The organism is Arthrobacter sp. NPDC097144, from assembly GCF_044762205.1.
GTDB lineage: Bacteria > Actinomycetota > Actinomycetes > Actinomycetales > Micrococcaceae > Arthrobacter_B.
Window position 1 is genome coordinate 353951 of sequence record NZ_JBIWDW010000004.1, and the last position, 26089, is coordinate 380039.

28 protein-coding genes are annotated in these 26089 nt (G+C 63.9%); 18 read left to right on the forward strand and 10 right to left on the reverse strand.

The window, feature by feature from the left end:
* Window position 1 precedes the first annotated feature (1 nt).
* The 3 genes from ACIQXM_RS11550 to ACIQXM_RS11560 all read left to right on the forward strand — a co-directional run bounded on the left by ACIQXM_RS11550 (window position 2) and on the right by ACIQXM_RS11560 (window position 3662).
* Window positions 2-874 carry an ABC transporter permease gene (locus tag ACIQXM_RS11550; protein WP_400931538.1) on the forward strand — a complete coding sequence of 291 codons (873 nt, stop codon included), beginning with the start codon at window positions 2-4 and terminating at the stop codon, window positions 872-874.
* Window positions 875-878: 4 nt separating this feature from the next.
* Entirely contained in the window at window positions 879-1610 is a 732-nt protein-coding gene (locus ACIQXM_RS11555) for an ABC transporter ATP-binding protein (protein WP_400931540.1), read from the forward strand.
* 81 nt (window positions 1611-1691) lie between these two features.
* Window positions 1692-3662 (forward strand): DUF6541 family protein, encoded by a 1971-nt coding sequence (locus tag ACIQXM_RS11560; RefSeq protein WP_400931542.1) that lies wholly within the window; start codon window positions 1692-1694, stop codon window positions 3660-3662.
* 40 nt (window positions 3663-3702) lie between these two features.
* On the opposite strand, the gene ACIQXM_RS11565 is transcribed toward ACIQXM_RS11560, so the two are convergent.
* Window positions 3703-4956 (reverse strand): hypothetical protein, encoded by a 1254-nt coding sequence (locus ACIQXM_RS11565; protein WP_400931544.1) that lies wholly within the window; start codon window positions 4954-4956, stop codon window positions 3703-3705.
* Between the two features lie 175 nt (window positions 4957-5131).
* Here ACIQXM_RS11565 and ACIQXM_RS11570 point away from each other — a divergent pair, with 175 nt between their 5' ends.
* The gene (locus ACIQXM_RS11570) at window positions 5132-6037 is read left to right on the forward strand and encodes a glycosyltransferase family 2 protein (protein WP_400931546.1); all 906 of its coding nucleotides are present in this window, start codon (window positions 5132-5134) and stop codon (window positions 6035-6037) included.
* Window positions 6038-6112: 75 nt separating this feature from the next.
* Window positions 6113-7039, forward strand: a complete 927-nt coding sequence (locus ACIQXM_RS11575) for a glycosyltransferase (protein ID WP_400931548.1) — start codon at window positions 6113-6115, stop codon at window positions 7037-7039.
* Window positions 7040-7044: 5 nt separating this feature from the next.
* On the opposite strand, the gene ACIQXM_RS11580 is transcribed toward ACIQXM_RS11575, so the two are convergent.
* Window positions 7045-7824 (reverse strand): glycosyltransferase, encoded by a 780-nt coding sequence (locus tag ACIQXM_RS11580; protein WP_400931550.1) that lies wholly within the window; start codon window positions 7822-7824, stop codon window positions 7045-7047.
* A gap of 184 nt (window positions 7825-8008) precedes the next feature.
* On the opposite strand from ACIQXM_RS11580, the gene ACIQXM_RS11585 reads away from it, so the two are divergent.
* Complete coding sequence (locus tag ACIQXM_RS11585) at window positions 8009-8893, forward strand: glycosyltransferase family 2 protein (RefSeq protein WP_400931552.1); 885 nt, start codon at window positions 8009-8011, stop codon at window positions 8891-8893.
* A 109-nt stretch (window positions 8894-9002) separates the two neighbouring features.
* Here the strand turns inward: ACIQXM_RS11585 and ACIQXM_RS11590 are convergent, their stop codons facing one another.
* From ACIQXM_RS11590 to rfbB, 4 genes are read right to left on the reverse strand one after another with little or no spacing between them, the layout of a single operon-like run.
* Window positions 9003-9389, reverse strand: coding sequence for a DUF2304 domain-containing protein (locus tag ACIQXM_RS11590; protein WP_400931554.1), 387 nt, complete (start codon window positions 9387-9389; stop codon window positions 9003-9005).
* A 5-nt stretch (window positions 9390-9394) separates the two neighbouring features.
* Window positions 9395-10060 (reverse strand): glycosyltransferase family 2 protein, encoded by a 666-nt coding sequence (locus ACIQXM_RS11595; RefSeq protein WP_400931555.1) that lies wholly within the window; start codon window positions 10058-10060, stop codon window positions 9395-9397.
* A gap of 7 nt (window positions 10061-10067) precedes the next feature.
* Window positions 10068-11519, reverse strand: a complete 1452-nt coding sequence (locus ACIQXM_RS11600; RefSeq protein WP_400931557.1) for a sugar nucleotide-binding protein — start codon at window positions 11517-11519, stop codon at window positions 10068-10070.
* Window positions 11520-11523: 4 nt separating this feature from the next.
* Window positions 11524-12522, reverse strand: coding sequence for a dTDP-glucose 4,6-dehydratase (rfbB, locus tag ACIQXM_RS11605; protein WP_400931559.1), 999 nt, complete (start codon window positions 12520-12522; stop codon window positions 11524-11526).
* A 56-nt stretch (window positions 12523-12578) separates the two neighbouring features.
* Here rfbB and rfbA point away from each other — a divergent pair, with 56 nt between their 5' ends.
* A complete protein-coding gene (gene rfbA / locus ACIQXM_RS11610; protein ID WP_400931561.1) occupies window positions 12579-13442 on the forward strand; it encodes a glucose-1-phosphate thymidylyltransferase RfbA in 864 nt (287 codons plus the stop codon).
* Window positions 13443-13529: 87 nt separating this feature from the next.
* Here the strand turns inward: rfbA and ACIQXM_RS11615 are convergent, their stop codons facing one another.
* A complete protein-coding gene (locus ACIQXM_RS11615; protein ID WP_400931563.1) occupies window positions 13530-13970 on the reverse strand; it encodes a DUF2304 domain-containing protein in 441 nt (146 codons plus the stop codon).
* A gap of 2 nt (window positions 13971-13972) precedes the next feature.
* A complete protein-coding gene (locus tag ACIQXM_RS11620) occupies window positions 13973-14710 on the reverse strand; it encodes a glycosyltransferase family 2 protein (protein ID WP_400931565.1) in 738 nt (245 codons plus the stop codon).
* A gap of 257 nt (window positions 14711-14967) precedes the next feature.
* Here ACIQXM_RS11620 and ACIQXM_RS11625 point away from each other — a divergent pair, with 257 nt between their 5' ends.
* From ACIQXM_RS11625 to ACIQXM_RS11635, 3 genes are all read left to right on the forward strand, one after another.
* Window positions 14968-15438 (forward strand): GtrA family protein, encoded by a 471-nt coding sequence (locus ACIQXM_RS11625; protein WP_400931567.1) that lies wholly within the window; start codon window positions 14968-14970, stop codon window positions 15436-15438.
* A gap of 183 nt (window positions 15439-15621) precedes the next feature.
* Complete coding sequence (locus tag ACIQXM_RS11630; RefSeq protein ID WP_400931569.1) at window positions 15622-17166, forward strand: DUF2142 domain-containing protein; 1545 nt, start codon at window positions 15622-15624, stop codon at window positions 17164-17166.
* 179 nt (window positions 17167-17345) lie between these two features.
* A complete protein-coding gene (locus tag ACIQXM_RS11635) occupies window positions 17346-18359 on the forward strand; it encodes an acyltransferase family protein (RefSeq protein ID WP_400931571.1) in 1014 nt (337 codons plus the stop codon).
* A gap of 24 nt (window positions 18360-18383) precedes the next feature.
* On the opposite strand, the gene ACIQXM_RS11640 is transcribed toward ACIQXM_RS11635, so the two are convergent.
* A complete protein-coding gene (locus ACIQXM_RS11640) occupies window positions 18384-19721 on the reverse strand; it encodes a hypothetical protein (RefSeq protein ID WP_400931573.1) in 1338 nt (445 codons plus the stop codon).
* Between the two features lie 147 nt (window positions 19722-19868).
* Between ACIQXM_RS11640 and ACIQXM_RS11645 the strand changes: the two genes are divergently transcribed.
* The 8 genes from ACIQXM_RS11645 (at window position 19869) to ACIQXM_RS11680 (ending at window position 25604) form a co-directional block, all read left to right on the forward strand.
* Window positions 19869-20834 (forward strand): D-alanyl-D-alanine carboxypeptidase family protein, encoded by a 966-nt coding sequence (locus ACIQXM_RS11645; RefSeq protein WP_400931575.1) that lies wholly within the window; start codon window positions 19869-19871, stop codon window positions 20832-20834.
* Window positions 20835-21008: 174 nt separating this feature from the next.
* On the forward strand, window positions 21009-22235 hold the full coding sequence (locus ACIQXM_RS11650) for a CpaF family protein (RefSeq protein ID WP_400931577.1): 1227 nt from the start codon (window positions 21009-21011) through the stop codon (window positions 22233-22235).
* The gene (locus tag ACIQXM_RS11655) at window positions 22232-23086 is read left to right on the forward strand and encodes a type II secretion system F family protein (protein WP_400931579.1); all 855 of its coding nucleotides are present in this window, start codon (window positions 22232-22234) and stop codon (window positions 23084-23086) included. Before ACIQXM_RS11650 ends, ACIQXM_RS11655 begins: the two co-directional genes overlap by 4 nt.
* Window positions 23083-24024, forward strand: a complete 942-nt coding sequence (locus ACIQXM_RS11660; protein ID WP_400931580.1) for a type II secretion system F family protein — start codon at window positions 23083-23085, stop codon at window positions 24022-24024. The genes ACIQXM_RS11655 and ACIQXM_RS11660 overlap by 4 nt, the downstream gene beginning before the upstream one ends.
* 24 nt (window positions 24025-24048) lie before the next feature.
* Window positions 24049-24273 (forward strand): hypothetical protein, encoded by a 225-nt coding sequence (locus ACIQXM_RS11665; RefSeq protein ID WP_400931582.1) that lies wholly within the window; start codon window positions 24049-24051, stop codon window positions 24271-24273.
* A complete protein-coding gene (locus tag ACIQXM_RS11670) occupies window positions 24270-24683 on the forward strand; it encodes a TadE/TadG family type IV pilus assembly protein (protein ID WP_400931907.1) in 414 nt (137 codons plus the stop codon). The genes ACIQXM_RS11665 and ACIQXM_RS11670 overlap by 4 nt, the downstream gene beginning before the upstream one ends.
* Entirely contained in the window at window positions 24646-25125 is a 480-nt protein-coding gene (locus ACIQXM_RS11675) for a hypothetical protein (protein ID WP_400931584.1), read from the forward strand. The genes ACIQXM_RS11670 and ACIQXM_RS11675 overlap by 38 nt, the downstream gene beginning before the upstream one ends.
* 35 nt (window positions 25126-25160) lie before the next feature.
* Entirely contained in the window at window positions 25161-25604 is a 444-nt protein-coding gene (locus ACIQXM_RS11680) for a pilus assembly protein TadG-related protein (RefSeq protein WP_400931586.1), read from the forward strand.
* A gap of 92 nt (window positions 25605-25696) precedes the next feature.
* On the opposite strand, the gene ACIQXM_RS11685 is transcribed toward ACIQXM_RS11680, so the two are convergent.
* Entirely contained in the window at window positions 25697-26017 is a 321-nt protein-coding gene (locus ACIQXM_RS11685) for a hypothetical protein (protein ID WP_400931588.1), read from the reverse strand.
* Window positions 26018-26089 lie beyond the last annotated feature (72 nt).

A 26089-nucleotide genomic window follows, 5' to 3' on the forward strand; every position in this document is an offset into this window, starting at 1 on the left:
CTTGTCCACCGGTGCACTCGAAACTCCGGGGCGGGGAGCGGGACTGGCGGACATCGTCCGGTCCCGTTTCCTGCTCAAGCTGCTCGTTTCCAAAGAGCTGAAGGTCCGCTACCGCGGATCCGTTCTGGGCCTGCTGTGGTCCTACGTGAAGCCCGGCGTACAGTTCGTGGTCTTCTACGTAGCCCTGGGCGTTTTCCTGAATCTGGAGCAGAGCCCCCGGAATCCGGGCGGGTTGCCCAACTACGCCATTTATTTGTTCTCCGGCATCGTCCTGATCAACTTTTTCACCGAAGCACTGGGCAATGCGTCCAGATCCATTGTGGGAAACGGCGGACTGATCAAGAAGATCTATCTTCCCCGCCAGCTCTTCCCGGTGGCGTCTGTCTGGGTTTCCGCCGTGCACTTCGTTCCCCAGATGCTCATCCTGGTGGTGGCCTGCCTGTTCAACGGCTGGCGGCCGTCGCTGCTGCAATTGGCTGCCGCGGTGGCCGGGTTCATTATCGTGGCGCTCCTCGCCACGGGGCTTGGGTTGCTTTTCGGCGCAGTGAACGTCTACTTCCGTGACGCCGAGAATCTGGTGGACATGCTGTTGATGATCGCCACTTGGGCGTCGCCGGTGCTGTACTCCTGGAAAATGGTGCAGGACAAGATGGGGGAGACGTTTTTCAACCTCTACCAGCTGAACCCCATCACCGTGGGCGTGGAGACCTTCCATTTTGCGTTCTGGCTGCCCACCACTGACGGCGCCGAAGCGATTCCGCCGCACCTGCTGTCCGTGTGGATACCTATTGCCCTGGCCATTTCGGCGGCTGTGCTGCTGCTCGGCCAGCTCGTCTTCCATCGCCTTGAAGGCCGTTTCGCGCAGGAGCTGTAGAACCATGGCAAACGCCATCGAAGTACATAACGTCAACAAGCAGTTTGTCCTGCGGCACACCCGTTCCATGAAGGAAGCCTTCGTGTGGCTGATCAAGGGCCGCAAGGGGGATCTGTCCGAGAAGTTCCATGCCCTCAAGGGCGTGTCCCTCGACGTCGAGCAGGGAGAGACCGTGGCACTGCTGGGCCTGAACGGGTCCGGCAAATCCACGCTCCTCAAGCACATCTCCGGCGTCATGCGCCCCGACAGCGGAACGGTGGGGACACGCGGACGCGTGGCCGGACTGATTGAGGTGGGGGCGGGTTTCCACCACGACCTCAGCGGCCGCGACAACGTCTACCTCAACGGCGCCATCCTTGGGATGACGGAGCAGGAAATTGACGAGAAGTTCGACTCGATCGTTGAGTTTTCGGAGATTGGCCAGTTCATCGACACCGAGGTCAAGTTCTACTCCTCCGGCATGTACCTGCGCCTCGCCTTCTCCGTTGCAGTGCATACGGACCCGGACATCTTCCTGGTGGATGAAATCCTGGCCGTCGGCGATGAACCGTTCCAAAAGAAGTGCATCGACAAGATCAAGGAACTGGCCGGCGAGGGCAAGACACTCGTGGTGGTGAGCCATGACCTGGATTTGGTGTCACGGATCTGCGAGCGGGGTGTCCTGCTGGAGCACGGCCAGATTGTCATGGACGCATCAGTTACCGATGTGGTTGGCAGGATGCGCGGCGATTCATAGGCTTTCTGGCCCCGCTTACCGACACCATATGATTTACCCGCTGCAACGTGCGGTGTGGACCACAGCACCGGAAGGAACACCGTGACCTGGATTTCCGTCACGCCACAGATACTCACCGCAATAGGCGTCATCATGGCGCCGGGAGCGCTGCTGGCCTTCGCCGGATTCCGGCTCCGGTGGCTGGCGGCCCTGGCCATATCACCGGTCCTGTCCGTCTCGCTGATCTCGGTGGCGGCGGTAGTGGCCGATGTGGCAGGTGTGGGCTGGTCCCTGGTTCCGGTTGTCCTGCTCACGGTGCTGGCCACGGCGGTGGCGGCGGTACTGCGGCTTTGGTGGAGCAGGCGGCATGACCGGGGCAGCAAGACGGCGGCAACCGATCCGGCAATCCACCTGGTGGAGGCTGTTGCCGTGGTGGGCGCTGCAGCCCTGATTGGGCGCCGCCTGCTCTTTGCCTTTGGTGCACCCGAGAATATCTCGCAGACTTTCGACAACATCTTCCATCTCAACGCGATCCGCTATATCGCGGAGACCGGCTCCGCGTCGTCGTTCAGCCTTGGCGGGATGACCGGCATCGGTTTTTATCCCGCGGGCTGGCACGGCATTGTGTCCCTCGTCAATTCCCTCGCTTCCTCGCCCATCCCGGTCAGCGTCAACTCCGTTAACCTCGTGATCGGCGCGCTGGTGTGGCCGCTTGGCTGCATCTTCCTGGTCCAGCAGATCGCCGGCCGGAAAGCCGTGCCCACATTGATCGCCGGAGTCCTGTCCGGTGCATTCGGCGCATTCCCGCTGCTGCTGGTGAACTTCGGAGTCCTCTACCCCAACTTCCTCGGAGTCAGCCTGATTCCGGCCGTGCTGGGGGTCCTGCTCAGCGTCCTTGGACTGGCCCGGCGCAGGATGCCCCTTCCCCTCGCCTGGCTTCTTCTGCTCGCCCTGCTTCCCGGCCTGGGCCTGGGGCATCCGAGCGCCTTCCTGGCCGTTACCGCCTTTTCGGTTCCCCTGGTCCTGGCCGCTGTCATCCGCCGGGTCGGAATCGAGTACTCCCGCGCGCGGGCCGGGCGGGCCTGGCTCTATATTCTGGTCTTCGTGCTGTACGCCGTGGGCGTGGTCATGCTGTGGAACGCAGTCCGGCCGGAGGACGACACCCTGATTTGGCTGCCGTACCAGACTCAGGCACAGGCCATGGGTGAAGTTCTGGCCAGTGCCCCGCTGCAGACTGCAGTTTCCTGGGGCGTCTTCGTCCTCACGCTGTGTGGATTCGCCGCGTTGATTCTTCGCCGGGCTCCCTGGTGGACCGCGGGGATCTACGCCGTCGGCGGATTCCTCTATGTCGTGGCCACCGGTGCGCCGGACGGGGATTTCCGCGACCTCATCACCGGCGGGTGGTACACGGACACGAACCGGCTGGCCGCGCTCTTGCCGGTGGTGATCCTCCCCGTGGCGGCCCTGGGCGGCACGCTCATCATTGAAGGCCTGAACAAGGCGCTGTGGCGCCCCGCCATGGAGCGGATGGCGGCCCGCGGGGCGCGTGCGGACATGATGCGCGGCACCACTGCTGCTGCCGTGGCGGTGCTGATGCTCGTAGCCACCGCTGCCACGCAGTCGGAAAACCTGCGCGCCGAGGCACGGTCCGCCGCGGGCAATTACCGCCTCAGCGAGGAATCCCCCCTTGTGTCACGGGATGAGTATGAGCTGATGCAACGGCTGGACGACGAGGTTGAGGAAGGTGCCCGGCTGGTTGGAAACCCGTGGACCGGGAGTTCATTGGTCTACGCCCTTGCCGGCTTTGAGCCGATGCAGCTTCACACAATCGCCGCTCTGGTTCCCGAGGAAGTCGAAATCTACACGAACCTGCGCAATGCCCTGACGGATCCTGAGGTATGCCCCGCCGTCGAAGCAGAGCAGGTTGACTACGTCCTGGACTTCGGCGACCAGGAAGTCCATGGCCGCACCCACCCCTACCCGGGCCTGGAAGACCTTGAATCCAGCGGCGTGGTGGAGCTGGTCGACAGCGAGGGCGACGCGAAGCTCTACCGGATCACGGCCTGCGGCTAGGGCCGGAGCAATCCGCCGGGGGCTTGTCCGGCGGCCGCGCTTAGGAAGCTACGGCCTTGGTGCTCCTGGCAGCCCGCCGGAAGTGGCTGAAGACAACCCGGAGCTGGTAGACGGCAACTGCCAGCTCCGAAACCGCCACCGCCCAAGCAACGGCGGAAACTCCCACCGTCAGGGCTCCCGTGAGTATGAGCGGAATGCCGATGGCTGCACCCAGCACGGTGGAGGCAGCCAGGGCCCTTCCTTGCCCGATGGGAATCAGGCAGGCGAGTCCCACAACCTGCGAGACTGCGACGGCGCCGAAAACCACTCCCATGGGCACGCTGAGGTCAAAGCCCACCTCGATTTTGCCTTGTGAGAGCAGGCTGCTGGCCCAGGGGATGCACAGTGCCATCACCACCGCGCACAGCGCAGCGCCGAGCGGGGCCAGCTTGGCGGCCAGGAGAACGCGGGCATTCTCGAGGGTCTTATCCGGGTTCGCGATGGATCCCTGCAGAACCTGTACCACCGGTCCCACCGCAGTCAGCCCGTACTTGAAGAACCTTTCCGCCATCACATACAGCGGCAAAGAGCCCGGCAGGACGGCGCCCACCACCAACACCGGCGTGTTGACGTACAGGCTGGAGGTGGCGGCTGTGACGACGGCGTGCCGCTGGCCCTGAAGCCGGCGGGCCGCCCGGCGGGCATTGAAGTCAAAGGAAGGGACTGCAGCTGAGCGCGTCCGGATCAGCAGTCCGCTGGCCACAACCGCGGCAAGGTTCATAGCCAGCTGGATCGACAGATAGACGTAAACGTTGCCGGTCACGATCAGCCCGATCAGCCCAAACGCCGTTCCCAGGGTGACGGGAAGCGTGTCAAAAAGCAGCAGCCGGCCGGGACGGGCATCGCCCACAAAAAACCAGGACGCGCCGAGGAAGGGCAGCAGGTAGGCCATGCAGGCGAGCACTGCCACCGGCTTGTCATCACGGGCAATCAGCCATACCACCAGGGCAGCCACCGGCGCCGCCGCACAGAACAGGTACAAGCGGCTCACGAGCGAATCCATGTACATCTGCGGCCGTCTTTCGGCCGGCATACCGGCAACCATGGCCGGTCCGGTGGTGCCCCAGCCGAAGGAGACCACCACGCCAAAGAGCAGGGCCGCCGATTGGCCGAGAGCTATGAAACCCCAGGTCTCGTTCCCGGCGTTGGCGATGACCACTGGGATGGCCAGGACTCCCACCACGGTGGTGATCACCACGGAAGCGCCGAAGGCCCCCAACCGGCGGAGGTGCGGCAGAATCGTGCGCTGGCCCAAAAAGATGTCCTCCGTAACAGGGGCGACGGTAAGCGGCGGATACATTCCGGTGCCTGGTCCCGTCCAAGATTCTAACTTAGCGCCATGTTCGGGTTGATATCATCGTGGTAGCGCAGCCCGCTCCCAGTATGCCTTCCGGCGCCTGGCGGGGGCATCCTCCGAAGATGGGAACTCTTTGTCTGTAGCAGCAGTTGTTGTCTCGTATAACCGCATGGACCTGCTCCGCAAGTGTCTTTCGGCACTTGAGTCCCAGGACCGGAAGCCGGACGAGATCATGCTCGTTGACAACGGTTCCACTGACGGCAGTGTTGCCATGGTGCGCAGCGAGTTCCCCGACGTCACGGTGTATGAGACGGGCGCCAATCTCGGCGGTGCCGGAGGCTTCGCCTGGGGGATTGAGCGTGCGATCGCCGCCGGACATGATGCGGCCTGGCTTATGGACGACGACGCCGAGCCGCTCCCCGGCAGCCTGCGGCCGCTGGCGGAGGCGATGGAAAATGCGCCCGAACGCCCCGGATTCGTTACCTCGCTGGTGGTCAACCCCCAGGGGGAGCCGAACAACGGACACCTGCCCGATCTTTCCGCTGATCCGGCACGGCAGTTGAAGGCACATTCGCTCGGCGGCATTGCCGTGAACAGTGCCAGTTTTGTAGGCGTCCTGATCGACCTCAAGGCCGCCGCCGGGATGCCGCTGCCCTACGCCGACTTCTTCATTTGGTTTGATGACGCCGAATACACGCGGCGGCTGAACCGCGGCGCATACGGGATGGTCCTTCCGGACAGCCGCATCCTCCATCCGGAAAAGCAGAACCAGGCGGACATGGCCGGACGGCTGTTCTACTACCTGCGCAACAATCTGTGGCTCCGGCGCCTGGACCCGTCTCCCCGGACCCTGCTGCAGAACCCGGTCCGCTGGGGCGCGGGAATGGCCGTCCTCGCGCTGCGTCAGGGCGTGCAGGCGCAGGACCGCTCCCTGTGGCTGCGCTGCGCTGCCAAGGGACTGTATGAGGGGCTCGCACGCACCCCGCGGACCATCTGGCCCGGCCAGCTGCTGTCCGGCACCGTGCAGCTGGGCAAATAACAGCGCATAAACAGCGCAGCCCGTGCGGACTTTCCGCCGATCAGCTTCGACCCGTTCCAATCAAAGGTGTACAGCATGACCCATTCCCATCGCGTCGCCGCGGTGATTTCCGCCTTCAATCCGCCCTCGGACCTGGTTGAAAAGGTTCAGCGGCTCGCTGCCCAGGTGGAACGCGTCATTGTTGTTGATGACGGGTCCCCCGCCGCAGACCCCGCCGTCTACGAGGCGCTGGAAGCCGCGGGCGCCGTCGTCCTCAAACAGGGGGAGAACAGCGGAATTGCTGCCGCCCTCAACGCAGGCATCCGTTATGCGGCCGAGTCCTCGCCGGACTTCTATCTGACCCTGGACCAGGATTCCGAGCTTGACCCGGGCTACGTTGCCCTGGCACTGGACGCCTTCGATAAGGCGACGGCACAGGGCGTGCCTGTGGGCATGGTCTGCGCCGAGTGCCACAACCAGCTGCCGGTCATGGTGCAGAAGGCCGGCGTTGAGCATCCGGAGGCCTTCGATCCGATGCAGTCGGGCACCCTGATTCCGGCTGCCGTCTTCGATACCGCCGGGCTGCTGGAGGAGGACCTGTTCATCGACTGCGTGGACTCCGAGTTCACTGCCCGCATCCGGGACCTCGGGCTCAAGGCCATTGTGGCGCCCGGATGCAACATCACGCACGCTGTGGGAGAGGCCCGGCCCATGCGTCTGGGCACCTGGCACGTCACGGTGGGCGGACAGAAACGCTTTGTCCACTCCCATGCGCCCTTCCGCGTCTACTACATCACCCGCAACGGTCTGGTGATGTACAAGCGCTACCTGACCAAACAGCCGGTGTGGGTCCTGCGCCGGATCGGTCTTGAGGTGGTGTTCTACGGCGTGCGCGTGGTGTACGGGCCGCACCGTGCCCGTCAGGTTGCCGCCATTGTGCTTGGCATCCGTGATGCGTTGACCGGCAGGATGGGCCGGATCAGCGCCCGCGACGCCAAGCTTGTGACGCCCCGAAAGAAGTAAACCGCCTAGGACCCTGCGGCAGCCGATTTTCCGCGCTGAATCCGCTTCAAAGCCACAAAGAAGGCCCGCGCCAGCATGATCCTCGCCCGCAGGATCTGCGATAGGCTGCGGGCCTTTTTGGGTGTGGTGTTGTTCTCATGCAGACGGCGGTTCAGTGTGTTCTGCTCCAAATGCACCATGGATCCCTTGAGGTTGCCCGCGAGGGCAATCCACTGGTCATGGGTCTCCACCAGGAACGCGGGGAACGGCAGGATCAGGTTCCGGGCGGAGCCCCGGAACGCCATGGCGCAGCCGTAGTAGGGGCGCACGCCGATCCACAGCGCCAGCAGATTGGCCCACCGCCGGGAACTGTCCGAACTGCGCAGCCGGATCGACTCAATCCGGCGCGGAGCCTGCCCGAAGTAACCGAAGTTGCTGGCAACCACGTCGGCCTGCCCAAGCGCCGCAACCATGGCATCGACGCGGCCGGGAAGCCACACATCGTCCTGGTCCGAAAGGAAAACAAACTCGCCGGTGCTCGCGGTCAGGGCTGCTTCGAAGGTCTTCACGTAGCCCCGGTTCACGGCGGAGCGGATGAGCCGGATACGCGGATCACCAATGGCTTCAACTGTGTCAACGGTGTCATCCGTGGACGCGTCGTCAACGATCACCAGCTCGTCTCCGGCCTGCAGCTGCGGCAGGATTGACGCGATCTGCTCCGCTATATGTGCGGACCCGTTGTAGCTGGCCATGCAGACACTGACCTGGCCGCGGCTGGGGGAGGAAGGGTGGACGCTGGTGTTCATTCTTATCCTGGTGGGTCTTTGGTATGGGCTGGAGTGCCGGATCCAGCATACCGGCTGGCCTGTTTCGACTTAGCGGCATGCCCTCCCTATAGTGGAGGTTGATCCCCTCCCTCTGGTCGCCCACTGATTGCGGCGCCGTCCGTCGGCTATGCCTGCCGTCGCAAAGAAGTGAAAGAAGCAACCCGTGACTGCCGTAGATGTTATGTTCCCGTACTACGGGGACGTGGAACTGATGAAGCAAGCCGCCCGAAGCGTTATGGGCCAGCAGCACCAGGACTGGCGCCTGGTTGTCATCGACGACGGCTACCCCGATCCGGAACCTGCCCGCTGGTTCGCGGAAATCGAGGACCCCCGCGTCAGTTACCAGCGCAATGAAAAGAACCTGGGAGCCAACGGCAACTACCGCAAGGCTGTTGACCTGATTGAGGCGCCCATTGCGGTCATGATGGGAGCGGATGACATCATGCTCCCCAACTACCTCACCGCCGTGGTGGAGTCCTTTGACCAGTTCCCGCAGGCAGACGCCGTCCAGCCGGGTGTCCAGGTCATTGACGAACTGAGCCGGGTCACGGCCCCGCTGGGTGACCGGGTGAAGCGGGCTGCCCTTCCCCGGGGCAACGAGCGGCGCATCCTGGGCGGAGAAGACCTGGCGACGAGCCTGCTGCGGGCGGGATGGCATTATTTCCCGTCCATCGCCTGGAAGTCCGAGACGATCAAGCGAATCGGTTTCCGGACAGAATTCGACGTCGTCCAGGACCTCGCGCTGTTGCTGGACATCGCTGCTGCCAGCGGTTCCCTGGTGCTGACCCCGGAGCTGGCGTTCCTTTACCGCCGCCATTCCGGCTCGGATTCCTCCGTCCGGGCCTTCGACGGCCGGCGCTTTGACGAGGAGCGCCGCTTCTTCGAGGGCGAGGCCACCCGCTTTGAGCAGATCGGCTGGACCCGGGCAGCCCGCGCGGCGCGCCTGCACGCCACCTCACGCCTCAACGCTGCGGCTTTGATTGCGCGTTCCGCCGCCGGCGGCAAGTTTGGCTACATCCCGAAGCTGGCAAAGCACGTGGTCGGCTAGTCCTTTACAGCGAACGAAAAAAAGTGGAGCGGACCCGTCAGGGTCCGCTCCACTTTTTCGTATCCGCCCTTGTCCGGCGTCGTGTCAACGCGTAAGAGGCGGGGGAAGACTACTGCTGGAGATCGTCGGTGTTCTGGTCATCCGGGGCGTGCTTGGCCAGCCACGGCTTGGGCGCTTCATCCAGGGCAATCCGTCGGGACAGCGAGGTGATGGATGTTTCCATGTTGCGGAAACGCTGGTACGTCGTAGCCATGAACACGAAAAAGCTGACGATGGTCGCGTACAGCACCAGGTCGGTACCGCGTCCGATCCCGAGGAATCCCGCAAACCGGGTCAGCACATCCGGGAAGAAGATGGACAGTGCGGCCGCCACGGCGAAGATCATCAGCATGATGCGGCGTACCGCCAGATGCTTGGCGTTTACGCCGCCGCGCATCAGGACCAGGGAAACCAGGATGACGGCGAGAACGAGCGCAATCTGGACGATGAGTAGCAATTAGGTCACCTAAGGAAGAGTTCGGCCAAAATGTTCACGGAATTGAGCAGCGACTGGCCCTTGGACTTGGAGTAGTCGGTGTAGATAATCTCCACCGGGTGTTCCACCCAGCGGGGCCGGATGGTTGCCAGCTGGTTGACCAGCTCGGAGGCATGGGCCATCCGGTTCTGCGTCAGGTGAAGCTTCGAGACGACGTCGCGGTTAAGGGCCCTCAACCCGTTGTGGGCATCCGTCAGGTTCATGCCGGTTGCCATCCGGGACTGTATGGCAGCTGTCTTCAGGACAAGGCGCTTCTGCGGCGACAGCTTGGTCCGGTCATCCAGGAATCTTGACCCCAGGACGGCGTCCGCCTCGCCCGAGTTGATGCGGGCAACCATGTCAACGGCATCAACTACCCGGTGCTGTCCGTCCGCGTCGAACGTGACAATGCTGGTCATGTTGGGATCCTGGAGGGCGTACTCCATGCCGGTCTGCAGCGCGGCGCCCTGGCCCAGGTTTATGGGGTGCTGCACCACCACTGCTCCGGCCGCGCGGGCCACCGCCTGGGAGCCGTCACGGCTGCCGTCGTCGACACAAACAATGTTGGGGAACACCCGCCGAAGGTCCTGAATGACAGAGCCGACAACTGTCGCTTCGTTGTACATCGGGATAACAATCCATGTGGTGCTCACTGTGCCATTATCCCATACCGCGTGCGGCGGAACTTTTGCCGGCAGCGGCGGAGCCCGCCAAATAGGCGGCAAGCCGGTCCGCGGCGTTGGCCGGGGTGAAGCCCGTGGCTTTGATCTTATCCAGCGGCAACATGCTGTTCAGCGGCCGCGGGGCCGCGGCCTTGCCGGCAAAATACTGCTCCGTGCTGACGCCGGTGACAGCGTCCGCGGGGCGTCCGGAGAGTTCGTAGACCCGGCGCGCTATGTCCGCCCATGAGGCGGGTTCGCCGTCGTTGGTCAGGTTGTACGTTCCGTAGGGAGCCCGGGATTCCAGCAGATGCCGGATGCCCGCAGCGATGTCTTCGGTGAAGGTTAGCCGGCCGATCTGGTCATCCACCACGGCGGGCTTCACGCCCCGTTCGGCCAGCGACGCCATGGTCCGGACAAAGTTGTTGCCCTCACCGATGACCCAGGAGGTGCGCACGATGTAATGGGCCGGAACCACGGCAGCCACCGCATCGCCGGCGGCCTTGGTCTGCCCGTAGACGCCCAGCGGCGAGAAGGGTTCATCCTCGGGATGCTCGGCGGCGGTGCCGTCAAAGACGTAGTCCGAGGAGATGTGGACCAGGGTGATCCGGTGTTCGGCGGCGGTGCGGGCCAGGTTGGCCACTGCGCTGACATTGATGGCCCAAGCGGCGGCCCTGCCGGCGGGGGACTCGGCGTCGTCCACTGCCGTATAGGCGGCGGCGTTGATGATCGTGGAGTAGTTCTTCCAGTTCCGTCCGGCCAGAGCTGCGGGGTCGGTCAGGTCCAGATCCGCGCGGGTGGCGAACTCCACGTTCGCTTCGCCGTCGTACGCGGCGCGCAGCGCCCTGCCCAGCTGGCCGTCGGCACCCAGGACGAGGGTTTTCTTCGGTGCCATCGGCACCACGTCGGCCAGCCGCGGGTGGGCCTTGTCCTTGTCCGAGAGCTCGGCCCGGTCCAGGGGAATCGGCCAGTCAATGGCCGCGGTCTCGTCGGCCAGGTTCAGGAACGTGTACTGTCCCTGCGCGTCGGCGCTCCAATGGTCATTGACCAGATACGTGTACGCGGTGTTGTCTTCCAGGGTCTGGAAGGCGTTACCCACGCCGCGGGGAATGAAGATGGCCTGGCTGGGGTCCAGCTCGGCCGTGAACACGGCACCGAAGGACGGGCCTTCGCGCAGGTCCACCCAGGCACCGAAGATGCGGCCGGTGGCCACCGAAATGTATTTGTCCCACGGCTCCGCATGGATGCCGCGGGTGGTACCGGCGCTCTCATTGAAGGAAATGTTGTTCTGCACCGGACCAAAGTCCGGCAGGCCCAGGGCGAGCATCTTCTCGCGCTGCCAGTTCTCCTTGAACCAGCCGCGGTTGTCGCCGTGGACGGGAAGGTCATAAAGCACGACGCCGGGGATGGGCGTCGGGCGGGCAGCAAGGGGCTTGGAGAATTCCGGGGCCATGGGGTTACTGGCCCTGTTCCTTGTACTTGGCTTCCGTGCGGTCCTTCTGCGGCCGCCACCAGGCCTCGTTCGCCCGGTACCAGGCAATGGTGTCCTCGATGCCCTGGTCGAAGTTGGAGAACTCCGGCTCCCAGCCCAGTTCGGTGCGCAGCCGGGTGGAGTCAATGGCGTAGCGCATGTCATGCCCGGGCCGGTCAATGACCTGGTCGTAGGCGTCCGCGGGCTGGCCCATGTGCTTGAGGATCAGTTCAACAACTTCCTTGTTGTTTTTCTCCCCGTCGGCACCGATCAGATAGGTCTGGCCGATCTCGCCCTTTTCAATGATGCGCAGCACGGCCGAGGAGTGGTCGTTGGCATGGATCCAGTCCCGCACGTTCTCGCCGGCGCCGTAGAGCTTGGGCCGCACGCCGTCGATCACGTTGGTGATCTGGCGGGGAATGAACTTTTCCACGTGCTGGTACGGGCCGTAGTTGTTGGAGCAGTTGCTGATGGTGGCCTGCAGGCCGAAGGACCGCACCCAGGCACGCACCAAAAGGTCCGAACCGGCCTTGGTGGAGGAATACGGGCTGGACGGGTTGTACGGGGTGGACTCGGTGAACCGTGCCGGGTCATCCAGTTTCAGATCGCCGTAGACCTCGTCGGTGGAGATGTGGTGGAAGCGGGTGCCGTGCTTGCGGGCCGCTTCGATCAGCGTGTAGGTGCCGATGATGTTGGTGTCCAGGAACGGGCGCGGGTCATGCAGGGAATTGTCGTTGTGGGATTCCGCTGCGTAGTGGACCACGACGTCGGTCTCCGCGACCAGCCGGTCCACCAGGGCGGCGTCGCAGATATCGCCCTCCACCAGCGTGAAGCGGTCTTCGGGCAGGCCCGCCAGCGATTCGCGGTTGCCCGCATAGGTGAGTTTGTCCAGCACGGTGATGGAATAGTCAGTGCGCTCAAGGGCGTAGTGAACAAAGTTGGAGCCAATAAAGCCGGCGCCGCCGGTCACCAGGAGTTTCTGCATGTAGACCAACGTTACCGGATTTGCCGTGGCACCACCGAGCCGGGATGATGAGGTGCATGCGCGGAATCATATTGGCAGGCGGCACGGGGTCCAGACTGCACCCGATCACTCTCGGGGTCAGCAAGCAGCTGGTTCCCGTCTATGACAAGCCAATGATCTACTACCCTTTGTCCACCCTCATCCTGGCGGGCATCAAGGACATCCTGATCATCACCACCCCCCACGACGCGGACCAGTTTGAGCGTCTGCTCGGGGACGGCAGCCAGTTTGGCATCAGCATCACCTACAAGCAGCAGCCTTCCCCCGACGGACTGGCGCAGGCCTTTGTCCTGGGCGCGGAGCACATCGGCAACGGGCCGGTGGCCCTGGTCCTGGGCGACAACATCTTCTACGGCCAGGGGATGGGCACCCAGCTGCGCCGGTTCTCGGATATCGACGGCGGTGCCGTGTTCGGTTACTGGGTTGCCGATCCCAGCGCATACGGCGTGGTGGAGTTCGACCAGTCCGGGCGTGCCATTTCGCTGGAGGAAAAGCCTGCAGCGCCCAAGAGCCACTATGCGGTTCCGGGCCTGTATTTCTATGACAATGACGTTGTGGAGATTGCCCGCAATCTGGAGCCTTCGCCCCGCGGCGAGCTGGAAATCACTGATGTGAACCGGATCTATCTGGAGAAGGGCAAGCTGCAGGTGGAGATCCTGCCGCGCGGAACGGCGTGGCTGGACACGGGCACGTTCGATTCCCTGAACGAGGCCTCGGACTTCATCCGCACGGTCCAGAAGCGCCAGGGCCTGTCCATCGGCTGCCCCGAGGAAATCTCCTGGCGGCTGGGCAACATCACCGACGATGAACTGCGCCGGCGTGCCGAGCCTTTGATTAAGAGCGGCTACGGCCAGTACCTGATGGACCTGCTGAAGAAGTAGCAGGGTGCCGGCTGCCGGCCCAACCCAACAGCACAGTACAGAAAAGAAGGGCCCGGGTCTGCGGATCCGGGCCCTTCTTCCGTGGTGTCAGCGGCTGTTGGGGGAGGGGGTGTCCCGCGGCGGCTCACCGGAGCGGTGCACCGGTGAATCGGGTTGGCCCGGTGACTTTGCCGGGGACAGCGACTGCACTTCGGCACGCAGCTGGGCCAGGGACGTTTCCAGGATGGCCACTTCTTCGGCGAGAACGCGGGTTTCCTCCTCCACGACGGACAGCTCCCACGAGAGGTGCAGGGCAACACCCATGAGCAGCACAATGCTCATGGCAAAGAGAAGGTTGGAGGGCACCTCAACGCCCAGCCATCCGGCCAGCAGGGCCAGCAGACTCGGCCAGCCGGCAAGAACCAGCGATCCGCCTCCCACCAGCAGCCACAGCACGGCGTATTTCTCGCGCAGCTTCTTGCGGCGCAGCAGCACCAGTACCAGGACGACGATGAGCAGGGAGAACACGAACGCAGCGAGGACAGCCATTGTTATGCCTTATCTAGAGAAACCTGTGACTTGCGGCGGGTAAGCGCAAGCAGCAGGGCAAAAACCGAGCGGAGCAGATAGAGGGCAGACTTGGCCGGGTTGTGGCTGGGGACCCCGCCCTGCCGGACCCGCATCGTGACCGGAACCTGGGTGACCGTACAACCGGAGCGGATGGCTACGATCAGGGAGTCGATGGTGTCTCCCAGATACTCGGCGGGATAGTGGTCTATGTATTGGCTGATTGCCTTGACATTCCCGGCCCGGAACCCCGAGGTAACGTCGGTGAGCCGCGTTTTGGCCAAATGCGAAATGACGCCGGCGAGCACTGCCATGGCCCACTTCCGCGGTCCGGCAACCTTGTATCCGTCTCCCTCTTCGGCGAAGCGGGCACCGATGGAAATATCGGCGCCTGACAGCCCGCTGAGCACCCGTTCAATATCCCGGGGATCATGTTGTCCGTCTGAATCGACCTGGATGACCGCCTGGTAGCCGCGGCTGCGCGCATATTTGAAACCCGCGCGCATTGCTCCGCCAACGCCCAGGTTAAAGGGAAGCCGCAGTACCGTGGCACCGGCTTCGCTGGCCAACCGGCCCGTACTGTCGGTGGAGCCGTCGTCGACCACAAGGACGTCATATCCCTTGCGCTGGGCCAACACCTCCCGGACGGTGTTCCCCACGGTTTCCCCCTCATTCCAAGCGGGCATAATCACGAGGACGTCGGAGCGTTCCGGCACGAGCATAAAAGTCTTTAGTCCTATTCCTAGTCAAGGGCCTTCGAGGACCCGGCCCCCCGTCCCCCGCCGGATAGTCCGCGGGCAGCCAGGGCTGCCCCGCTGACATGCCGATGGCTTCCTCAGACAGAATCTGGACAGCCGCGGTGGTGTTTGCAGCGGTGCAGGCAGGGAACGCACACCCCGGCGAATGTTCCCAGGGTGCTATTATCGTAGCCGACCTTGCGGGGTCTCCCATTAGGACCACCAGGAGCCGGAAGCCTTTTATGTCGCGTGGCAAGAATATCGGTTCGCCCCGGAAGCCGTCGCGCGCAGGTGCGCTGCGGGAATTGGTTCTGGGACCGGCAGGCAAATATCTTTTGGTGGGAGGGCTCTCCTTCGCCGTTGATTTCCTTCTGCTGCTGCTCCTGCATGAAGTATTTGGCGTTCACTTGTGGCTTGCTACGCCCATTGCCTTCCTTACCAGCCTCGCCGCGAATTATCTGCTGCAGCGGTCCTTTACCTTTTCCGGGACGTCGGTAAAGGGAACCAGTTTCCTGAAGTACATGGCGCTGGTTGCTTTCAATACTGTTGCGGCCAGCTTTATTGTGAGCGGTTTTGAGGCGCTGGGCAGCAGCTACATGCTGGGGAAAGTCATCTCGACGGCTGCCATGACCATCTGGAACTTTTTCGCTTACAAATACTGGGTCTTCACGGCAAAGACCGCGGCGCCGGATCCCGCCGCAGGGACTGCCTGACCGCGTCCGCGTCGCATTCCCTGTATCCCGCTGGCCTTCCCCGGCCTTCCCTGGTCTTCCCCGCCGCATTCCCGGAGCATTTCCCTGCGGCCGGCATCCTGCGGATCGGTAGACTGGCTGATGCGTTGCGGTCAATACCGCGGCACCAGCCCTCCCCGCGATAGATCAGGAGCCCACCGGCCCATGCGCAGATTGTCCCCTCCGGCCATTTTCCGACGCTCGGCGGTGTCCTTCACCCTGGTCTTTGCGGTCTTGGGATTATTGACCGTTTTATGGTCATTTGCTTCCCCTCTCATGTCTGTTCCGGACGAATCGGCCCACGCAATCCGGGCTGCTTCGGTGGCTCAGGGGCAGCTGCTGGGGAACTCCTCGGGACAGCAGAGCGAACAGTCCGTGGTGACGGTTCCCGGCTACATTGCTGACCTTCGGGCGCAGGAATGCTACGCGCATGATGCCGCCGCGCCCGCTGCCTGTGCTCCCGGTGTGGATGCGGGGGATACCCAGCTGCGGCAGGCAGAGACCAGCGCAGGAAATTACAATCCCGTCTATTACCTGTTCGTGGGGCTTCCAACGCTGCTGCTCAGCGGCGCACCGGCGATCTACGGGATGCGAATCCTCAGCGGGCTGATCGGCGTTGCGTTCCTTGCCTCTGCGCTTCAGGCGGCAGGTCGGCTGGGGAAGCCTAAATGGCCGCTGGCAGCCGGATATGTAGCCATCACTCCGATGGTTCTGTTCCTGAACGCATCGATTAACCCCAACGCCCTTGAGATCGCGGCCGCTGCAGCCTTCTTCATGAACACCTGTGTGGCCTTCGAAAAATACAGGACGCTGTCGGACGTCAAAATAAACATCATCATGGTTGCCGTCTCCGGGGCGGCGCTGGCCAACACCCGGCCGGTGTCCCTGCTCTGGCTGGCGCTGGCGGCCGCCGCCGTCGTCCTGGCCTACGGCTTCCGCCCCCTGCTGCCGATACTCCGTGACCGGCTCAGCCAGGCGATGATTGTCCTGCTTGGACTCTCCTGCGCTTTCAGCCTCGCCTGGCTGGTGATTGCGGACAGTTTCAAGAGCCTGCTGGGGGACCCCGTGGATTTGGCGCCGGATACCGCAGCCGCCATCATGTTTGACCGCACTTTCGACTACGTCTCCGGGTATGTGGGCGTCATGGGGTGGCTGGATACGCCGCTGCCCGCCGGTGTGTACATGTTCTGGCACCTGCTGATGGGTGCGGTCCTTTTGACCGGGCTCAGCGCACGTCCGGTCCGCGGCCGGTTCGGTGTTTATCTTTTGGTGGTTGCCGTGCTGGTGGTCCCGCCCGTCATGCAGGCCCAGGTCATCCAGAGCCTCGGCTGGATTTGGCAGGGCCGGTACCTGCTGGCCCTGGTGGTCATGCTCCTGCTGGCATGCGGGGTTGCCTTCCGGTTCCATTCCTTCCCCTCTTCGCCGTGGGCCCGCGGTGCTGCCAAATGGCTGCTGGGAGGAGCAGTTGCGGCCCACGGTTTCGCCTTTGTCTATACCCTGCGCCGCTACACGGTGGGCATTCAGGACACTGTCCGCTGGAACGAGATGTTCCATCCGGCGTGGCAGCCGCCGTTCACCTGGCAGCTTCTGACTGTGGCCTACTTCCTCGTGCTCCTTGTAGGGGCGGTCCTGGTGTACCGGCAACTGTTCGCGCCGGCCCTTGCAAGCGGCCGGAAGGAACATCGGGAACCAGCGGTTGCCGCCGACTAACAGCTGAGGTTGATCCGGGAAGGACGCCGGGCACCGGCCGGGCCGCGGAGACAACGTGCATTATGCTGAGGACGGCCTGCACGTGAGCGCTCCCACACTGAACCGAAAGTTTATCCATGCCCGGTACCGCCCAACTGCCCCCAGCCGCTCGCCGGCGATCACAGGTGACACTGGGGGAGTTGTTTGATCCTCGGAGCAACTCGCTGAACGCTCTTCGACTCCTGCTGGCCTCCCTGGTGGTGGTCTCCCATTCCTGGGTGATTGGAAATCTGGGGGAGGAACCCGCACTGGGGGCCCGGACCCTGGGAGCATGGTCCGTTCTGGGCTTCTTTGGAATCTCCGGTTACCTGATTACGCGCAGCAGGATGAACGGACAGCCTGTCTCACGGTTTTTCCGGGCGCGTTTCCTGCGCATCTATCCGGGGTTCCTGGCGGCACTGCTGCTGGTGGCCTTTGTTTTTGCTCCCCTCTCAGTTGCCGTTGGCTCGCCCGGAGGTTTCACGCTGGGCGACTCGCTGTCCTATGTTGTCCGGAATCTCTTCCTGTATCCGCCCGTCGTCTCGCAGACCACCATCGGCACCACGCTTCCCGAGGGCGAGATCTGGAACGGCGCACTGTGGAGCCTTTTCTGGGAAGCCGGGTGCTACATCGGTGTAGGACTGCTCGGGTTTGCTGCGCTGCGCAGCCGAAGCACCGCCATTCTGGTTACGCTTTTTGCGGGTTCCACCTGCTTGTCCCTTGCCGCACATGTTGGCTGGATCCCCGCCAGCGAGCTCACTCTGGCGCCGCCGCTTATGGCGGCGTTCAGCGGCGGAGCTCTGCTCTACCTGCATGCCCGGAGAATCCGTGTCCTGCCTGCGCTCGCCGTCGCCGTCGCGGTGCTGCTGGTCTCTGTAGCCACCGGGACAGCAACAGTTCTGGCTCCGCTTCCGTTTGCGCTGCTGATCTTTGCCCTGGGGGCAGTGCTGCCGCTGAACCGGATCGGCGCCACCCGTGACCTGTCCTACGGCATCTATATCTACGGTGTGCCCGTTCAGAACCTGATTGAAGTTGGACTTCCGGATCTGTCGCTCCCCGTCTATCTCCTCCTCACCTTCGCCTGTGTTGTGCCCTTGGCATGGGCAAGCTTTACCTGGGTGGAGAGACCGGCCATGCGGCTGAAGCGACGCGTCCGGCCCGCCCTGGCGGTCTGAAGCGCGGAAGCAGCCCGGGAAGGGCTACAGGTCGGCGCAGTCGATGGTGGTGTACCAATTTCCCGGTGCCTGAGTTATCCGAACGGTTTCCAGCTCCGGATCGGCTGCGCACTCCTGGCGTGCTTCCCGGATCTGAGGAGCCCATTCCGGGCCGGCGGAACCCAGGGTTTCGAGCGGAAAATAGTGGATTGTGACCAGGATGAGAAAAGCGCCGGCCACTCCGCCGCGAAAGCCCGGGCTTCTGACCCATGGTGCCAGCCGACCGGTGGACGGAAGACGATCCGCGCTGACCGGGATCAGCAGCGGCACCAGTGCCAGGAGAAACATCGAGGGAACCGCGCTGTAGCGGCTGAGGAAGAATTCCTCCCAGTCCTGGGCCGACTCAAACGTTGAGTAGTGGAAGTAGGCTGCCGGGCTGACCATTACGGCTGCAGTCCAGACAGCCATGGATGACACCAGCCAGACGGCCCCGGCCATGCGGTGCAGCGGCCTTCCCGCCACCGCCGCCAGGACGGCGGCCGCTGCGAAGGGCAACGCGCTGAGGACAATGGGGGCGGCGCCGAAGCGCTGGATCTGGTCGGTGATCACGGATGAACTGCCGTAGAAAACGGCCGCGGTTGAGTTCAGGAAATATCCGTAGACGATGGACAGCAGGTCCCCGGTTTCCCCGGTGCCTCCGGGGAAGCGGGGAAACCTCCACAGGGTGTACAACTGGCAGGCTACGCCGGCGGCAAGTCCTGCCTTGGCCCACCAGAGATTCCTGTCCCTGAGCCGGAAGAAAATCAACGGCAGGAACAGCGCCGCTTGGATTTCAGTCAATCCGATCACCAGGGCAACCGTGCCGAGCAGGATCTTTTGGGTCAGGACGGGCGGAGATTTCATCAGCACCCACGGGGCCAGCCAGAGGAGGTACCAGTGCAGGTTGGCCACGTTGCCCATGGTTTCGATGGCCCCCGCCGGAACAAGCACCGGGATGGAAGCCCAGCAAAGCCGGGCGGCCACACTGGTGGTCAGCGCCGAGGCACAGTAGAACGTCAGTGCCGAAATGAGGCCAAGAACAATACAGCAGGCAACCGTGACCGCCACCGGATACGCTTCCAGCCCGAAGACCGGCACCACCGAAGCAACGATGATGCGCGGCAGCACATGGAGATATCCGGCATAGGGGGTGAAAAGCCCGGGACCCTGGTCCAGGTACTCGGCAAGAAACAACGGTCCGTCCTCCGCCCATACTCTCCTGGCTGCGCGGGCGGGGATCCGGAAGTAGGCCAGTGTTGCGCCACCGAGGGTGAGGCCCAGCATCAAGAGGAAGGATGCCAGGCGGGGTCGGGTAGTCAGCCGGTTACTCAGCCTGGGGTTCAATGACATCCTGCGTGGACCTGCGTTCTGTTCTCTGCGACATGTATTCGGAAACTCAACGCCTGCACGGGACCAACCACCGGGTGTGCCACAACTGCCCAAGCGTATGCTGTGGCAGGGCACCCCAGGCCAACGGAATCAGGAGGACCTATGCGCCGGCGCCATTCCAAGGTTATCCCGCTGTTCCTCAGCGCCGTGGTCTCGCTGGGCCTTACGGCAGCCTCGGTCCCCTCGCCCATCGATGTTGCCTACGGACGTCTCGGCGGCAGTTCCGGCGGACTGGGGAAGCCCACCGGAAGCGAGACGTGCGGGCTGCGCGACGGCGGGTGTTACCGAAACTATCAGTATGGGGCCATCGTCTGGTCACCGGAGACCGGTGCACAGCCGTCGCTCGGCGCCATTCGCTCGGCCTGGCTGGAGGAAGGTTTCGAGACGGGGACGCTGGGCTACCCGCTGGACGCTCCGCGGTGCGGGCATCGAACCTGCACCCAGCACTATGAGCAGGGTTCCATTTCCTGGTCGGCTGCCCACGGCATCACCGTCAGCCGTGCGGTGGATGATCCGGCCTCGGCCGCCGTCGTGGTTAATAAGCAACGCCCGCTCAGCGCGGACTACGTTCCCGGCAATCAACACACAGTGGACGGGCAGCCGCTGCGCGCCGAAGCCGCTGCCGCCTATTCCTCGATGCAGGAGGCGGCGGCAGCAGACGGCGTGGTCTTCACCGCGATAAGCGGATACCGCTCTTACAGCAGCCAGGCAACGTTGTACGCAGCGTATTCGGCGCAGTACGGGACCCAAACGGCAGACACCATCTCAGCGCGTCCGGGGCACAGCGAGCATCAGACCGGCCTTGCCGTGGACATTGCGGATCCGGCCGGAGCCTGCTCCCTTCAGGGTTGCTTCGAGGACACAGCCGCCGGGGCGTGGGCCGCGGCCAACGCCCACCGCTTCGGGTTCATTGTGCGTTACCCGGACGGAGCCTCGGCTGTCACCGGCTACGCGTATGAACCCTGGCACCTTCGCTACGTGGGGAGCGATATCGCCGAAGGAATGCACGCGGAGGGCATCGCGACGCTGGAGGAGTACGCCGGCCTGCCTGCCGCTGCCAACTACTGAGCGGCCTGCGGATTATGCGGGTACGGCTACCCGGTTATCCACAGCACCAACAGTTACTCTAGCCAACGCCCTGTCCGGCTTCTAGTCTGGCCGCCGTGGCCGCAAAAGGGCCGCATTAGTCTCGCGGTCCAGGCTCACCAGCAGCCTCTTCCGTGCTTAGCCCGGGGGAAACGAGTGGACGCCGTTGCGATAGTCGAGGATGAGGTCCGGGAACTGATCCGCCTGCGCGGTTTGGATCCGGCGAGCCAGCTGGCCGAGGTCCGGCGTCTGGTGGAGGACGCCGTCACGGATTACGACGAGCGCTCCCTCCTGGGATCGCTGCCCCCGCTGGGTGCGCTGGAGCCCGCCAGACGCCGCGTCTTTGACGCCGTGGCCGGCTTCGGCGCCCTGCAGCCGCTGCTCGATGACCCCACGGTGGAGGAAGTCTGGATCAATTCACCCACCGAAATCTACGCGGCACGCGACGGCCGCTCCGAACTGACCTCCCTGTCGCTCTCGGCTGATCAGGTGCGGGACCTGGTGGAGCGGATGCTTAAGAGCTCCGGCCGGCGGTTGGATCTGTCCTCTCCGTTTGTCGACGCTTCACTGCCGGACGGCTCGCGCCTGCACGTGGTGATTCCGGATATCACCCGGCGGCACTGGGCGGTCAACATCCGCAAATTCATTGCCCGCGCCAGCAGGCTTGAGCACCTGGTGGAATTAGGAACCCTGACACCGCAGGCGGCAAGGTTCCTTGGCGCCGCCGTTGCCAGCGGCCTGAATGTCCTGGTTTCCGGTGCAACGCAGGCAGGCAAGACCACCATGCTGAATTGCCTGGGGGCCTCCATTGGTCCGCGCGAGCGTGTGGTGACAGTGGAAGAGATTTTTGAGCTGCAACTGCCGCTGCGGGACGTGGTGGGACTGCAGTGCCGCCAATCGAATCTGGAAGGCGTCGGAGAGATTCCGCTGCGGCGGCTGGTCAAGGAGGCCCTGCGCATGCGGCCGGACCGCCTCATTGTTGGTGAAGTACGGGAGGCGGAAAGCCTGGACATGCTCATCGCGCTGAATTCAGGCCTCCCCGGGATGTGCAGCGTTCACGCCAACAGTGCCCATGATGCCATCACGAAAATCTGCACCCTGCCCCTGCTGGCCGGGGAAAACATCTCCAGCGCCTTCGTGGTGCCCACCGTCGCGTCCTGCATCGACCTCGTTGTCCACTGTGCCCGCAACGCATCCGGCAAGCGCCAGGTCATGGAAATCATGGCGCTGGGCAACCGAGTGGAAAACGGAGTGATAGAAGCGTCGTCTATTTTCCAGCGGACCGACGGGCGGCTCGAAGTAACTGCAGCGTCTATGCCCGCACCGGAAAAGTTCGCCCGTGCCGGGTTTAACGTTGCCGAGCTGCTGGAAGCCCGCCCGTGAGTGCCGCCGTCGGGCTTCTGCTGGGACTGGGATTGTTCCTGGTGTGGCGTTCCTGCTGGGTTATGCCGGCACCATCTGTCCGCCCGCACCGCAGCAGCCGGCTCGAGGATGAACTGCTGCAGGCGGGGATCCAGCGTGTGACACCCCGTGCCGTTGTGGCAAGCAGCGTCGCCTCTGGACTGTTGGTGGCCCTGCTGGTCCTCGCTGGAACCGGCGGCATCCCCATTGCGGTCTGCTTTGGGCTCTTCGGCTCCGGCGTCCCCTTGTTCCTGGTCCGCTGGCAGGCCCGCAAACAACGCAGCTCCCGCGCAGAACTCTGGCCGGATGCGGTTGACCACCTGCGGTCAGCCATCAGGGCCGGGCTGTCCCTGCCTGAAGCACTGATCCAGCTGGGGGAGAACGGGCCTCAGGAGCTGAGGCAGCCTTTCCGCGACTTCGCGGCGGATTACCGTTCCGGCGGGCAGTTTGACCATTCCCTGACAAGGCTGAAGGCAAACCTCGCGGATCCGGTGGCCGACCGGATCGTTGAGGCACTGCGCCTGACCCGTGAAGTGGGCGGCTCGGATTTGGGCCGTTTGCTCGGGACGCTCAACGAATTCCTGCGGGATAACGCCAGGACCCGGAGCGAGCTGCTGGCCCGCCAGTCGTGGACCGTCAACGCTGCCCGGTTGGCCGTCGCCGCCCCGTGGATCGTGCTGATGCTCCTGGCCAGCCGGCCGGAAGCCATCGCCGCCTACAATTCCGCAGCGGGGGCGGCCGTGCTGGCTGCGGGGATCGTCATTTCGGTTCTCTGCTACCGGCTCATGCTGCGCATCGGTGCCCTTCCTGAAGAAGAGCGGGTGCTGAGATGAGTGCACCTTGGGTTCTGGCCCTCTTCGGCGGCCTCGCGCTGGGCGCCTCGCTCTGGTTCGCGGTCCTGCAGATGCCCTGGATGAGGCCTGTGACGTTCAGTGAACGAATTGCCCCGCAGCTGCGCACCGGGGGCCAGGGGTCACGGCTGCTGACTATCCCGGCCGGTGATCTCACTCCCTTCGGCCCGCTGGAACGCATCCTGCGTCCGGCCCTGCACCTGGCAGTCCACCGCCTGAACAGGTTCAATCCGGTCACACGCGATTTGGAGCGCCGGCTGGAACGGTCCGGGCAGGGCACGAGTGTGCTGGACTTCAGGGCCGAGCAGGTGTTGTGGACGGGCGGCGGATTCCTGGCCGGAGGCATCATTTCCGTCTGGCTGGCCAGCGTGGACCGGACAGGGGCCACAGGGGTCGTCCTCGGAACCATCATGGGGGCGGTCCTGGGTTTTGCCCTCCGGGATTACCGCCTCACCTCCCAGATCCAGCACCGGGAAACACGGATGCTTGCCGAGTTCCCGAGCCTTGCGGAAATGATGGCGCTCGCCGTCGGCGCGGGAGAAAGCGCCAACGGGGCGCTGGAACGCATTGCCCGCACAGCCAACGGGGAATTGGCGGGGGAGTTTGCCCGCATCCTCGCGGAAACCCGTTCCGGGGTGCCGCTGACCGGCGCCCTGCAGCACTTTGCGGACCGCGTTCGGCTCGCTCCTCTCTCGCGCTTTGTGGACGGGCTGACGGTTGCCATTGAACGCGGCACCCCGCTGGCCGACGTGATGCGCGCCCAGTCCCAGGACGTGCGGGACCTGGCTAAACGCGAGCTGATGGAAAGCGCCGGAAAGAAGGAGATCGCCATGATGGTCCCTCTGGTTTTCGGCGTCCTTCCGCTGACCGTACTCTTCTCGATTTTCCCCGGTCTTTCCCTGCTGGGGATTGGACTCTAGGACCCCCAATGAAAGGAACATCCCATGCGCACCATCCACGCACCACGGCTCCTGCTCCTGCTCGGCACCTCGCTGCTCGTCCGTTTCGAACAGACAGTGAGAAGTGGGGACCGCGAACGCGGCGACGTCCCCGGGTGGGTCATGATCACCCTGATGTCAGCCACGCTGGTGGCCCTTATCCTGGGGCTGGCCAAACCGGCCCTCACAGATTTGTTCAACTCCGCCATCGCCAGGGTCAGCACTCCCTGAATGTCCGCCGGCCGCGGACCGGAGGCGGTGAGACAGGCTCGGCAGTGGTGGATTTTGTCATGGTCGGCGCACTGCTGACCCTGTTGTTCATATCGATTGTCCAGCTGGCACTGGTTTTCCATGTCCGCAATACCCTCACTGATGCGGCTGCGTCAGGGGCCCGCTACGGGACGCTGGCCGACCGCACTCCGGCAGACGGTGCAGAACGCACCGGTGAGCTGATTCGGGTAGCCCTGACCGACTCGCTGGCCGGGGACATCAGTTATGCGGAGACAACCAGCGGCGGCGTTCGGATGCTGGAAATCACGGTCCGGGCACCGCTTCCGGTGATTGGTTTCATCGGGCCGAGCAACGGATTGGAGGTGAGGGGACATGCCTTCTGGGGACAGGACACCGCTGCGAACGGTTAGCGCCGGGAATGATTCTGGCGAAGGTGATGACAACGGGGAAAACGGCAGCGCCCTGGTGGAGTTCATCTTTCTGGGCCTGGTGCTGCTGGTGCCGGTCATCTACCTCATCATCACCGCGGGCCAGGTACAGGGTGCCGCCTTTGCCGCCGTCGGAGCGGCCGAATCCGCGGCAAAGGCCTACGCCGACGCCGGGGAGCCGGATGCCGGCGAACAGCAGGCCCGGATGGCAGCTGAACTGGCCTTTCAAGATTTTGGGTTTGAGCCCGAAAGCATGCTGCTGGACATCTCCTGTTCTGCGGAGTGTCTGGCTCCGGGTTCCACCGTGACCGCGCTGGTGAGCTTTGATGTTCCGTTGCCGCTGATGCCGGGGCTGCCGGGGATGGACTTTGCCCCGGTAACCGTTGGCTCTTCCTCCACACAGGCCGTGGGGCGCTACGGGTGAGGGGACAAAACTCAGGCGCCCGACTCCGGGCATCCGTGCAGTCCAATTGCCGCGGCGACGAGGGGCAAATCGGCGTCCTGGTGATCGGTTACATGTTGGTGAGCCTGCTGGTTGTCACAGTAGTTATGGGTTCCTCTGCCCTCTACCTCGGGCACAAGAAGCTGCTCTCCGCTGCGGACGGTGCTGCCCTGGCGGCAGCCGACACCTTCTCGCTGGGGTCCGGCAGACACGGACAGGGGCCGACCGCCGTACTGGCGCCGGCGGCGGTTCGTGCGGAGGTCAACAGGTATCTGGCGGAGATCAACGCGGCCAACGGGCTGCCGGGGCTGCGCGTCGATGGTGAAACCGGAACTTCGGACGGGCGCACGGCCAAGGTGGTGCTGACCGGCGTCGTCCATCCGCCGCTGGTGAACTTCCTGGTACCGGACGGGATCCCGATTACCGCGGTCAGTGAAGCCCGAGCCCGCCTGAGCCAGTAGGTCTCCGGAGTCAGCCGGCTTGCGAAATCAGCCGGCAGAACGAAGTCAGTCCGCTGAACACGGAAGAAAGCGCTCGCAGGCCGCGGCTGGAGCTAGGAGGCTTTGGCCTGCGGTTCAGCCGACGGCGCGTGTCCCCAGCCGCCGTGGTCGATGTCCAGCAAGACGCCGTTCTCTGCGTAGCAAAGTGTGACCGGTTCCCCGTACTGGTCACACTCCGGGTCGGGGCAGCGGTCTTTCATCGGGCCAACGTATTCATTGCTGAAGTGCACCTCCCACTCGTCCATCTTGGTCAGTGCCCAGGGGTCACCCTCGGCGGCGAGGGCTTCCAGCTCCTCCAGCGCATAACGGCGGCCCGATTCGGGATGGCGGACGGGCAGGGACTGCGCCGATTCTTCGGACTTGCGGTTGCTCACAGTCGGCTCCTTCTGCATGTGCTGACACTTCCAATTTACCCAGCCCCGGTGACAACCGCTGAACGGCCGGCG